Source organism: Streptomyces sp. NPDC059564, from assembly GCF_042735575.1.
In the GTDB taxonomy this organism is placed as follows: Bacteria; Actinomycetota; Actinomycetes; order Streptomycetales; family Streptomycetaceae; genus Streptomyces.
The window spans coordinates 1-13,046 of record NZ_JBHWBP010000214.1; the positions used below are offsets into that span (position 1 = coordinate 1).

At 74.5% G+C, this 13,046-nt stretch carries 2 protein-coding genes and 1 pseudogene; all 3 read left to right on the top strand.

Annotated features, from left to right (window positions below):
• A partial coding sequence (locus ACFV0Q_RS28170; protein WP_385009166.1) for an SDR family NAD(P)-dependent oxidoreductase occupies nucleotides 1-3,710 on the top strand: 3,710 nt, incomplete at its 5' end.
• 129 nt (nucleotides 3,711-3,839) lie between these two features.
• Nucleotides 3,840-9,374 (top strand): annotated as a pseudogene (locus ACFV0Q_RS28175) (SDR family NAD(P)-dependent oxidoreductase); the annotation flags it as partial.
• A gap of 43 nt (nucleotides 9,375-9,417) precedes the next feature.
• The coding region (locus tag ACFV0Q_RS28180; protein WP_385009167.1) for a type I polyketide synthase at nucleotides 9,418-13,046 on the top strand (3,629 nt) is incomplete at its 3' end.

Sequence of the window (13,046 nt, forward strand, 5' to 3'; positions counted from 1 at the left end):
GTGAGTTGTTCCGGCTGGTGGAGTCGTGGGGTGTGCGGCCGGATCTGGTGGCGGGGCATTCGGTGGGTGAGTTCGCGGCGGCGCATGTGGCGGGTGTGTTCTCCCTCGAAGACGCGGCGCGGCTGGTGGCGGCGCGCGGCCGGCTGATGCAGGCGCTCCCGGCCGGGGGTGTCATGGTGGCGGTGCAGGCCTCGGAGGACGAGGTACGGGAACTGCTGGCCGGACATGAACACCGCGCGGGTATCGCCGCCGTCAACGGGCCCTCGGCCGTGGTGGTTTCGGGCTCCGAGGACGCCGTAGCAGCGGTGGTCGACCGGCTGTCGGCCGATGGCCGCAAGACGAAGGCGCTGTCCGTCTCGCACGCGTTCCACTCGCCGTTGATGGACCCGATGCTGGACGACTTCCGGGAGACCGTCGAAGGAGTCGCCTTCGGGGCGCCCAAGCTCCCCGTCGTGTCGACCCTCACCGGTCGTCCCGTGCCGGCCCAGGAGTTCTGCTCCGTCGACTACTGGGTGCGCCACGTCCGCGAGCCCGTGCGCTTTGCCGACGCCGTCACCTCCCTCGCCGACGAGGGGGTGACCACCTTCCTGGAGATCGGCCCGGGCGGTGTCCTGACCGCCATGGCCCAGGACTCCCTGGACCAGCACGCCGTCACGGTCCCCCTCCTGCGCACGGACCGTGCCGAGGACCTGGCCGTCACCACCGCCCTCGCCGGGCTCCACGTCCACGGCACGCCCGTCGACTGGACCGCCGTCTTCCCCGGACACGGCGCCCACCACGTCGACCTGCCCACCTACGCCTTCCACCGTCGCCGCTACTGGCTCGCACCGGGTTCCCCCGCCGGTGACGTGGCGTCCGCGGGGCTCGTGGCCGCCGAGCACTCCCTGCTGGGCGCCGCCGTCACCCTCGCCGACGGCGAGGGGGCCCTGCTCACCGGCCGGCTGTCGCTGGCCACGCACCCATGGCTCGCCGACCACACGGTCATGGACACGATCCTGCTTCCCGGCACCGCTCTGGTCGATCTCGCGCTGCGCGCCGCCGACGAGGTGGGCTGCGACCGCGTGGACGAACTGACCCTGGGCGCCCCGCTGGTCCTGCGCGAGCAGGGGGCCGTACGGCTCCAGGCCGTCGTCGGCGGACCGGACGCGACCGGGCACCGCACGGTCAACGTCTACTCCCGTCCCGAGAGCGCCGACGCCGTCGAGCCGTGGACCTGCCACGCGACCGGTGTCGTGTCCGTCGACGCGCGGCCGCAGTCCCAGCGTGAGCCGCAGCGCGACCTCCTCGACTGGCCCGCGCCTCAGGCCGACCGCCTGGAGACCGGCGGAGCGTACGAGCGGCTGGCCGGCCTCGGCTTCGGCTACGGACCGGTGTTCCAGGGCCTGCACGGCCTGTGGCGGCGCGGCGACGAGGTGTTCGCCGACGTACGGCTGCCCGACGGGACGGAAGTCGGGGGCTTCGGGGTCCACCCGGCGCTGCTCGACGCCGCGCTCCACGCGATCGGCCTCGCCGGGCTGCTGCCCGACGCCGGACGGGGACGGATCCCCTTCGCCTGGAGCGGCGTGACCGTACACGCCACCGGCGCCACGGCCCTGCGGGTCAGGCTCACCCCGGCCGGCGCCGACGCGGTGGCCCTGCTGGCGACCGACGAGGCGGGCCGGCCCGTGGCCTCCGTCGACTCCCTGGTGCTGCGCCCCGTATCGGCGGAGCAACTCGCCCAGGCGGGCCGCGGTCACGGGCAGCACGACTCCCTCTACCGCGTCGACTGGACCACCCTTCCCCGCACCTCGGAGGACCCCGTGAGCGAACCGGGCGGGCAGTGGACCCTCATCGGCGGCGACGACGGTCTGCGCGCCGCCCTGGAGGACTCCGGCCTGGACATCTCGTACCGCTCCGGCCTCGACGGCGGGACGGCGCTGACGGGGGTCGTGCTCGCGGCCGTCGACGTACACCCGGCCGGCGACCACCCGGTGGCCCACGCCCACGAGACCGCGTACCGGGCCCTGGACCTGCTCCAGCGCTGGCTCGCCGACGCGCGGCACGCCGGGACCCGGCTGGTCGTCCTGACCGCCAACGCCGTCGTCGCCAAGGACCGCGACAAGGCGGTCGACCCGGCGCAGGCCGCGATCTGGGGCCTCGTGCGGTCGGCGCAGTCGGAGAACCCCGGCCGGTTCGTCCTGGTCGACCTGGACCGCGACGCGGCCTCCGTGCGGGCGCTGCCCGGACTGCTGGCCTCGGGCGAGGAACAGTTCGCCGTACGCGGTGGATCGGTACTCGTGCCACGGCTGGCGCGGGCCGAGCACCCGGCCCCCCTCGGCGACGCGCGCCCCGCGTTCACGGCAGTCGGCACGGTCCTGGTCACCGGCGCCTCCGGCCTGCTGGGGCGCCACCTCGCGCGGCACCTGGTCACCGAGCACGGCGTACGGAACCTGCTGCTGGTCAGCCGGTCCGGTGGCCGGGCGCCGGGCATGGCCGACCTGGAGGCGGAACTCGCCGCCCGGGGAGCCAGGGTCACCGTCGCCGCCTGCGACGTGGCCGATCGTGAGGCGTTGTCGCGGCTGCTGGCGGCCATACCCGCCGAGCACCCCCTGACCGGGGTGGTGCACGTGGCGGGGGTGACCGACGACGGCATCGTCACCGGCCTCACCGCCGAGAAGGTCGACCGGGTGTTCCGGCCCAAGGTCGACGCGGCCCTGCACCTGGACGAACTCACCCGCGACATGGAACTGTCCGCGTTCGTCCTCTTCTCCTCCGCCGCCGGCGTCTTCGGCGCGGCGGGCCAGGGCAACTACGCCGCCGCCAACTCCTTCCTGGACGCCCTCGCCCAGCAACGCCGCGCGGCGGGCCTGCCGGCCGTATCGCTGGCCTGGGGGCTGTGGGCGGAAAGCAGCGGGATCACCGGCGCGCTCAGCGACGCGGACCGCGGTCGCATGGCCCGTAGCGGGGTGCTGCCGCTGGCCACCGACGAGGCCCTCGGCCTCTTCGACGCGGCGACGGCCCACCCCCAGAGCGCGGTGGTTCCGGTACGGCTGAACCAGGCGGCACTCCGCGGTCAGGCCGCGTCCGGCACCCTGCCCGCCCTGCTCACCTCGCTCGTCCGGGTTCCGGCCCGGCGGACGGCCCCGAGCACGGCCGCGACCGGTACGGGGACGGGACCCGCCGGGTCCGAGGACCTGTCGGCACGCCTGACCGGTCTCACCGAGACCGAACAGCGCAAACTGCTGCTCGACCTGGTGTGCGAGCACGTCGCCGCGGTCCTCGACCTCGCGTCGCCCCGGGCCGTCCGGCCCGGTCAGGCCCTCCGCGACCTCGGGTTCGACTCACTGACCGCCGTCGAACTCCGCAACCGGCTGGGCAGGGACACCGGACTGCGGCTGCCCCCCACGCTCGTCTTCGACTACCCGACCCCGGCCGAACTGGTCGAGTACCTCAAGGCCGAAGCGGCCCCGTCCGGCCCGGGCGTCACCGGGATGCTCGCCGAACTCGACCGGATCGAGACGGCGCTCCGGCTCACGGCGGCGGCCGACGCGGAAGACCGCGACGCCATCACCTCGCGCCTGCGCGAACTGCTCGACCAGTGGGCCACGACCGCCGGCACGGGTGAAGGGGAAACGGCGCAGCACACGGCGCAGGACACGGCGGACGGACTCCAGGCCGCCACGGACGACGAAATGTTCGACTTCATCGGCAAGGAATTCGGGATCTCCTGAACCACGGAGTTGGCGGCGCATCGCCCCGCACAGCCCATCTGCCGACTTCCGGCCCCCACCGGCTCAATGCAAAAAAGGTGACTTCAGGTGACTGACCTCCAGGCGAACAACAACGAGGAAAAGCTGCGCTACTTCCTCAAGCGGGTATCGGCGGATCTCCACGAGGCCCGCGAGCGACTGCGGGACATCGACGCGGCACAGCACGAGCCGATCGCCATCGTCGCGATGAGCTGCCGTTTCCCCGGCGGCATCACGTCACCCGAGGGCCTCTGGCAGTTCCTGACGGACGGCGGGGACGCCATCACGGAATTCCCCGCCGACCGCGGCTGGGACCTCGATGCCCTCTACGACCCCGACCCGGACACCCGTGGCACCAGCCACGTCCGGGAAGGCGGATTCCTCGACGGAATCGACCTCTTCGACGCCGGCCTCTTCGAGATATCGCCCCGCGAGGCCCTCACCATGGACCCCCAGCAGCGCATGCTGCTGGAATCCTGCTGGGAGACGTTCGAGCGGGCCGGAATCGACCCCACGACCCTCAAGGGCAGCCGCACCGGCGTGTTCACGGGCGTCATGTACCACGACCACACGTCCGTGCTCCAGCAGGCCGTGGAGGACGTCGACGGCTACATCGGCACGGGCAGCGCGGCCAGCGTCGTATCCGGGCGGGTCTCGTACACCTTCGGTCTGGAAGGACCGGCGGTGACCGTCGACACGGCGTGCTCGTCCTCGCTCGTCGCCCTGCACCTCGCCGTACAGGCGCTCCGCCGGGGCGAGTGCGACCTGGCGCTGGCCGGCGGGGTGACCGCGATGCTCACCCCGGCGTCCTTCGTCGACTTCAGCCGGCAGCGCGGGCTGGCCGCCGACGGCCGCTGCAAGCCCTTCGCGGCCGCCGCCGACGGCACGGGCTGGGGCGAGGGGCTGGGCATGCTGCTGGTGGAGCGGCTGTCCGACGCCCGGCGCAACGGGCACCAGGTGCTCGCGGTGGTCCGGGGCAGCGCGGTGAACCAGGACGGCGCGTCGAACGGCCTCACCGCCCCGAACGGTCCTTCGCAGCAGCGGGTGATCCGCCAGGCGCTCGTGGACGCCGGGCTGTCGACCGCCGACGTGGACGCGGTGGAGGCGCACGGCACGGGCACGACGCTGGGCGACCCGATCGAGGCGCAGGCGCTGCTGGCCACGTACGGGCAGGGGCGTCCCGACGACCGGCCGCTGTGGCTGGGCTCGCTCAAGTCGAACATCGGGCACACCCAGGCGGCGGCCGGGGTGGGCGGGATCATCAAGATGGTCGAGGCGATGCGGCACGGCGTCCTGCCCAAGACCCTGCACGTGGACGCGCCGACCCCGCACGTCGACTGGTCGGCCGGGCCCGTACGCCTCCTCACCGAGCCCGTCGCCTGGGCCGAACACGACAGCCCCCGACGGGCGGCGGTCTCCTCGTTCGGCTTCAGCGGCACCAACGCCCACGTCGTCATCGAGGAGTCCCCGCGGTCGGAGTCCGGGCCGGACGACGGCGAGAGCACGCCGGCGGACGTCCCGGCGCGCGCGACGCCCGTACTGCTCTCCGGAAAGAACGAGGCCGCGCTGCGCCGCCAGGCCGCCCGGCTCCTCCTCCACACGGAGGACAACCCCGACACGTCCCCGGCCGACCTGGGCCTGTCGACGGCGACGACCCGGGCCGCCCTGGACCACCGCGCCGCGGTCGTGGCCTCGGACCGCGAGGAGCTGCGCCGGGGGCTGGAGCTGCTCGCGCGGGACGAAGACGCGGGCGCCGGTGTGGTGACGGGGGTCGTCATGCCCCGGCAGACCGTGGCGTTCCTGTTCTCGGGGCAGGGGAGTCAGCGGCTGGGGATGGGGCGTGAACTGTACGCGGCCTTCCCGGTGTTCGCGGAGGCTTTCGACGGGGTGTGCGGGGTGTTGGACGCGCATTTCGAACGGCCTTTGTGCGATGTGGTGTTCGGTGATGACGCGGAGCTGTTGAACCGGACCGCTTATGCCCAGCCGGCGTTGTTCGCGGTCGAGGTGGCGTTGTTCCGGCTGGTGGAGTCGTGGGGTGTGCGGCCGGATCTGGTGGCGGGGCATTCGGTGGGTGAGTTCGCGGCGGCCCATGTGGCGGGGGTGTTCTCGCTGGAGGACGCGGCGCGGCTGGTGGCGGCGCGTGGCCGGCTGATGCAGGGGCTCCCGGCCGGCGGTGTCATGGTGGCGGTGCAGGCCTCGGAGGACGAGGTACGGGAGCTGCTGGCCGGACACGAACACCGGGCGGGTATCGCCGCCGTCAACGGGCCCTCGGCCGTGGTGGTTTCGGGCGCCGAGGACGCCGTAGCAGCGGTGGTCGACCGGCTGTCGGCCGATGGCCGCAAGACGAAGGCGCTGACCGTCTCGCACGCGTTCCACTCGCCGTTGATGGCCCCGATGCTGGACGACTTCCGCAAGGTCGTGGAAACGGTCACCTTCGGCGCCCCGCGCGTGCCCATCGTCTCCACCCTCACTGGTCTTCCGGTGTCGGGGGAGGGGCTCTGCTCCGTCGACTACTGGGTGCGCCACGTCCGCGAGCCCGTCCGTTTCGCGGATGCCGTCGCCTCCCTCGCCGACGCGGGTGTGACCACCTTCGTGGAGATCGGCCCGGGCGGGGTGTTGACCGCCATGGCCCAGGACTCCCTGGACGAGCACGCGGTCACGGTTCCTCTCCTGCGCACGGACCGCGCGGAGGACCTGGCCGTCAGCACCGCCCTGGCCCAACTCCACGTCCACGGCACGTCCGTCGACTGGACCGCCGTCTTCGCCGGACGCGGCGCCCAGCGCGTCGATCTCCCCACCTACGCCTTCCAGCGCACCCGCTACTGGCTCGAAGCCGCCCCCGCACCCGGAAACGTCGCCGCCGCCGGGCTCGCCGAGGCGGGCCACGCCCTGCTCGGAGCCGCGGTTCCGCTCGCCGACGGGGAGGGGCTCGTACTGACCGGGCGGCTGTCGCTCGCGACCCATCCCTGGCTCGCCGACCACGTGGTGATGGGTGCCGTCCTGCTCCCCGGCACCGCCCTGGTCGACCTGGCACTGCACGCGGCTCTCGACGAGGCCGTCGGGTGCGACCGGCTGGACGAGCTGACGCTCGGGGCCCCGCTCGTCGTGCCGGAGGACGCCGCCGTCCAGGTACAGGTACGCGTCGCGGCACCCGACGTCAACGGCCGCCGCCCGCTGGAGATCCACTCCCGAACCCAGGGCGCCCCGTCCGACGAGCCGTGGACGAAGCACGCGGTCGGAACGGCTTCGTCCGCCGGGGCGACGGACACGAAGACGGCCCGACTGGCCGACTGGCCCCCGTCGGAGGCGGTCCCCGTCTCCGGTGAGGTGCTGGACTCCCTGTACGAGCGGATGGCCGGCCTGGGTCTCGACTACGGCCCGCTGTTCCGGGGCGTGCGCGCCGCGTGGACTCGCGGCGATGCCCTCTTCGCCGACGTGGAACTGCCCCCGGGGACCGACGTGTCCGGCTTCGGGACGCACCCGGCGCTGCTGGACGCGGCGCTGCACACCGTCGCCCTCGGCACCGGACCGCTCGGCCACGATGCCGACGGGCAGGCGCGGGTTCCGTTCTCGTGGAGCGGGGTCACGGTGCACGCCGTGCCCTCGGCCGGAACGGCGGCCCTGCGGATCCGGCTGGCCCCCGCCGGTCCGGACACCGTCTCGCTGCTGGCCGCTGACGCCACCGGCCGGACCCTGACGTCCGTCGACGCGCTCGTCCTGCGGCCGATCTCCCCCGAGCAGCTCGCCGCCGCGCGGGCCGGGAGGTCCCAGGACTCGCTGTTCCGGGTCGACTGGACTGCGCTGGCCCCGCCTCGGACGCAGGACCCGGACGCGCCTCCGACCGACGACCGCATCGTGCTGCTCGGCCAGGATGCCGCGCCTCACCCCGCCGGCTCGGCGGCGGCCGTACGCTCCGTGGCCCGCCGCGCCCTGGCCCTCGTACAGGAGTGGCTGGCGGCGCCCGACGCCGAGGCGACGGATGCGCGGCGGCTCGTCATCGTGACCCGGAACGCCGTCGCCGTGGGCGTCGAGGACGCGGCGCGGCTGGACCCGGCGCAGGCAGCCGTGTGGGGTCTGGTCAGGTCCGTCCAGGCCGAGCATCCCGATCGCCTCGTCCTGGTCGACGCGGACTCCGCGGAGCCGGACGGGCTGACGGCCGTACTCGCCGGCGGGGAGCCGCAGTCCGCGCTCCGGGACGGCCGGGCGTTCGTGCCGCGGCTGGCACGCGCGGCGGGCAGCGGGACTCCCGGGTCGCCGCCGTCGCCGGGGCTGGACCCGGCGGGCACCGTCCTGGTGACGGGTGCGACGGGTGCGCTCGGCCGGCTCGTGGCACGGCACCTGGTGTCGGCGCACGGCGTACGGCACCTGGTGCTGACCAGCCGCCGGGGACCCGACGCCGACGGCTCCTCCGCCTTCGCCGCCGAACTGGCGGCGCTGGGCGCCGAAGTGGCCACGCTGGCGTGCGACGCGGCGGACCGTACCGCGCTCGCCGCCGTACTGGACGGCATCCCGGCCGCGCATCCGCTGACCGCCGTGGTGCATGCCGCCGGTGTGCTCGACGACGCGCTCGTGGGCTCGCTGACCGCGCAGCGGCTGGACGGCGTCCTGGGGCCCAAGGCCGACGCGGCCCTCCATCTGCACGAGCTGACCCGGGACCTGGATCTCGCGGCCTTCATCCTGTTCTCCTCGCTCGCCGGTACGTTCGGCAACGCGGGCCAGGCCAACTACGCCGCCGCCAACGCCTGCCTGGACGCCCTCGCGCAGTCGCGCCGGGCCGCCGGACTCCCGGCCGTCTCCCTGGCCTGGGGCCCCTGGGCGGACGCCGGGGGCATGCATGGGATGCTCGGCGAGGCCGGGGCGGGAGCCCTCGCCCGGATGGCCCGGGCCGGGGTGTCGCCGCTGTCCCCGGAGGAGGGCCTCGCGCTCTTCGACACGGCGACCGCGACCGGGGCGACCGGTACCGGCCCGGACGCTGCCGTGTTCCTGCCCGTACGGCTGAACCTCCCCGCCCTCCGCCACCGCGCCGGGACCGAGCCCCTCCCCGCCCTGCTGCGCGGCCTGGTGCGGGCCCCCGCCCGTCCGGCGAAGGCCGTCGGCCCCGGGACGGCCGCACTCGCCGGTCAGCTGGCGGGGGCGTCGGAGGAGAAGCGCCGGCGGATCCTGCTCGGCGTCGTCCGGACCCAGGTCGCCGCCGTACTCGGGCACACCTCCTCCGAGGCGATCGGCGCCACGCAGGCGTTCCGTGACCTCGGCTTCGACTCGCTGACCGCCGTCGAGCTGCGCAACCACCTCGGCGCGCTCACCGGGCTGCGCCTCCCGGCCAGCCTGCTGTTCGACCACCCCACCCCGGCCGCCCTCACCGAGCACCTCTCCGCCGCGCTGCCGGCCACCGGGAGCGGCGGGGCGGAGGCGGCCCCGTCGCCGCTCACCGAGATCGACCGCCTGGAAGCCGCGCTCGCGCAGTCCCCGTACGACAAGGGAACGCGCGCCACGGTCACCCTGCGGCTGGAGGTCCTGCTCGCGAAGTGGCGCGAAGCCGGCCACGACACCGGCCACGAGCCCGGGGACGACGCCGCGATCGAGGTCGAAGAGGCCTCCGACGAAGAACTCTTCGACCTGCTCGACGGCGAGCTCGGCACCAACTGATCGACCAGCACGACATCCCTTCGCGTTGAGGAACAGAATCCAGATGACGACAGATGTGAACAAACTCCGCGACTACCTCAAGCGTGCCACCGTCGATCTGCGTCACGCGCGCCAGCGACTGCGCGAGGCCGAGGGCAAGAACCGCGAACCGATCGCGATCGTGGGCATGAGCTGCCGCTTCCCCGGCGGCGTCCGGTCCCCGGAGGACCTGTGGGACCTGATCGCCTCGGGCGGCGACGCGATATCGGGCTTCCCCACCGACCGGGGCTGGGACCTCGACGCGCTCTACGACCCGGACCCCGACCACCCGGGAACGAGCTACGCGAAGGCAGGCGGATTCCTCTACGAGGCGGCCGAGTTCGACCCCGCGTTCTTCGGGATCGGCCCCCGCGAAGCCCTCGCCATGGACCCCCAGCAGCGGCTCATCCTGGAGGCCTCCTGGGAAGCGGTGGAACGGGCCGAAATGGACCCGCTGTCCCTGCGCGGCAGCCGCACCGGCGTGTTCGCCGGAGTCATGTACCACGACTACGTCTCCCGTCTCCCGGCGATGCCCGAAGGCATCGAGGGATACGTCAGCACCGGCAACACCGGCAGCGTCGTGTCCGGCCGCATCGCCTACACCCTGGGGCTGGAAGGCCCGGCCGTGACCATCGACACGGCCTGCTCCTCCTCCCTCGTCGCGCTGCACCTCGCCGTCCAGGCCCTGCGCCAGGGCGAGTGCGACCTGGCGCTCGCGGGCGGCGTGACCGTGATGGCCGGGCCGACGACGTTCGTCGAGTTCAGCCGCCAGCGCGGACTGTCGCCCGACGGCCGCTGCCGCGCGTTCTCCGCGTCGGCCGAGGGCACCGGCTGGTCCGAGGGCGTCGGCATGCTGCTCGTCGAGCGGCTCTCCGACGCGGTCCGGCTGGGCCACCCGGTGCTGGCCGTCGTCCGGGGCTCCGCCGTCAACCAGGACGGCGCGAGCAACGGCCTCACCGCGCCCAACGGCCCCGCGCAGCAGCGCGTCATCCACCAGGCCCTCGCCAACGCCCTGCTGTCCCCGTCCGACGTGGACATCGTCGAGGCCCACGGCACCGGCACCACCCTCGGCGACCCGATCGAAGCCCAGGCGCTGCTGGCGACGTACGGCCAGGACCGGCCGGAGGACCGGCCGCTGTGGCTCGGCTCCGTCAAGTCCAACCTCGGGCACACCCAGGCCGCGGCCGGCGTCGCCGGGATCATCAAGATGGTGCAGGCGCTGCGCCACGGCGTGCTGCCGAAGACCCTGCACGCCGAGGAGCCGACCCCGCACGTCGACTGGTCGGCCGGGGCCGTCTCGCTGGTCACCGCGAACGCCGCCTGGCCCGACACCGGCAGGCCCCGGCGCGGCGCCGTCTCCGCCTTCGGCGTCAGCGGAACCAACGCGCACATCGTCGTCGAACAGCACCTCGCCCCAGCGGAACGGCCGGACACCGAAGCCGCGCCCGCAGCGCCCTCGAACGCGGCCGCCGCGGCCGAAGCACCTGCCGGCGCGACCCACAGCGCCGACGCGGCGGGCGACGCGACCCCCGCGGCCGAAGTGCCCTCCGAAGCGGCCTCCGCGGCCGAAGTGCCCTCCGAAGCGCCCCCCGTGGCCGGACACCCCTCCGGCCCGGCCCACGCCGCGAACCCGGCGGGCAGCGGGCTTGCGCTCATCCCGTGGACCCTCTCCGGCAAGAACGCCGCCGCCCTCGCGGCCCAGGCCGCCCGGCTCCGCTCGCACCTGGCCGCCGGACAGCCCGCCACCGGCCCCGGCGCGCTCGACATCGCGTACTCGCTCGCCACCACCCGTACCGCCTTCCCCCACCGCGCCGTCCTCCTCGCGCCGGACCGGGCCGGACTCGACCGGGCCCTGGACGCCCTGGCGGACGGGGAACCCGACACCGCCGGCACCGGCCTCGTGCGCGGCACCGCCGACGACACCCGCCAGGTCGCCTTCGTGTTCCCCGGCCAGGGCTCCCAGTGGGCGGGCATGGCCGTCGAACTCCTCGACACCGCACCGGTGTTCCGCGAACGCATCCGGCAGTGCGAGGAGGCCCTCGCACCCCACGTCGACTGGTCGCTGACGGAGGTCCTGCGGGGTGCGCCCGGGGCCCCCGGTTTCGACCGGGTCGACGTCGTCCAGCCCGTCCTGTTCGCCGTCATGGTCTCGCTCGCCGAGCTGTGGCGCGCCCACGGCGTCCGCCCCTCTGCGGTCGCGGGCCACAGCCAGGGCGAGATAGCCGCCGCCTGCGTCGTCGGCGCGCTCTCCCTCGCGGACGCCGCGAAGGTGGTGGCGCTGCGCAGCCAGGCGCTGATCGCACTCTCCGGACGGGGCGGCATGCTGTCGGTCGCCCTGCCGCTGGAGCGGCTCACCCCGAGGATGGAGCGCTGGGGCGAGCGGCTGTCCGTCGCCGCCGTGAACAGCCCGACGTCGACCGTCGTCTCGGGCGACACCGACGCGCTCACCGCACTGCGCGACGCCCTGCACGCCGAAGACGTCCGGGCCCGGCTGATCGCCGTGGACTACGCCTCCCACTCCGCGCACGTCGAGGCGGTCCGCGAGCGCGTCCTCGACGCGCTGGCCGACGTCACCCCGCAGGCCAGCGACGTGCCGTTCTACTCCACGGTCACCGGCACGGTCGTGGACACCGACCGACTCGACGCCGAGTACTGGTACCTCAGCCTGCGCCGGACCGTGCGGTTCGAAGAGGCCACCCGTGCCCTCGTACGGGACGGCCACAACGCCCTCATCGAGGTCAGCGCGCACCCGGTGCTGACCATCGGCGTCCAGGAGACCCTCGACGACCTGGGCGGCAACGCCGTCACCCTCGGTACGCTGCGCCGCGGCGAGGGAGGCACCGGCCGCTTCCTGCGCTCCGCCGCCGAGGCCCACGCCCACGGCGTCGCCCTCGACTGGACGGCCGTCTTCGCCGGTACCGGCGCCCGCCGGATCCCCCTGCCCACGTACGCCTTCCAGCACGAGCGGTACTGGCTCGACGCCCCGCACACCGCGGCGGACGCCGCGGGCCTCGGCCTGGCCTCGTCCGACCACCCGCTGCTGGGCGCCGTCGTCAGCCTCGCCGACTCCGACGGCCTGCTGCTGACCGGCCGGCTGGCCACGCACACCCACCCCTGGCTCTCCGACCACGTCGTGCTGGGCGCCGTCATCCTGCCCGGCACGGCCTTCGTGGAACTCGCGGTCCGCGCGGGCGACCACGTCGGCTGCGACACCCTGGCCGAACTCACCCTCCAGGCACCGCTGATCCTGCCCGAGCGGGGCGGCGTCGTCGTCCAGGTCGCGGTCGGCCCGGCCGACGGACCGGGCAACCGGAATTTCGCCATCCACTCGCGCCCCGACAGTGCGGCCCCCGAGGACAGCTGGACCTGCCACGGCACCGGCGTGCTGACGTCGGCCCCCGACGCACGGCCCCCCGGCGAGGACCGGGCCGCCTGGCCGCCCGCCGGCGCGACCGCCGTCGACCTCGGCGACTTCTACCCCGAGCTCGCCGCCCGCTCCTTCGCCTACGGCCCCGCCTTCCAGGGCCTCACCGCCGCCTGGCGCCTCGGCGACGAGGTCTTCGCCGAGGTGGCCCTGCCCCCGGACGCCGCCGACGCCGACGCCGCGAAGTACGGGCTGCACCCGGCCCTGCTCGACGCGGCACTGCACCGCGT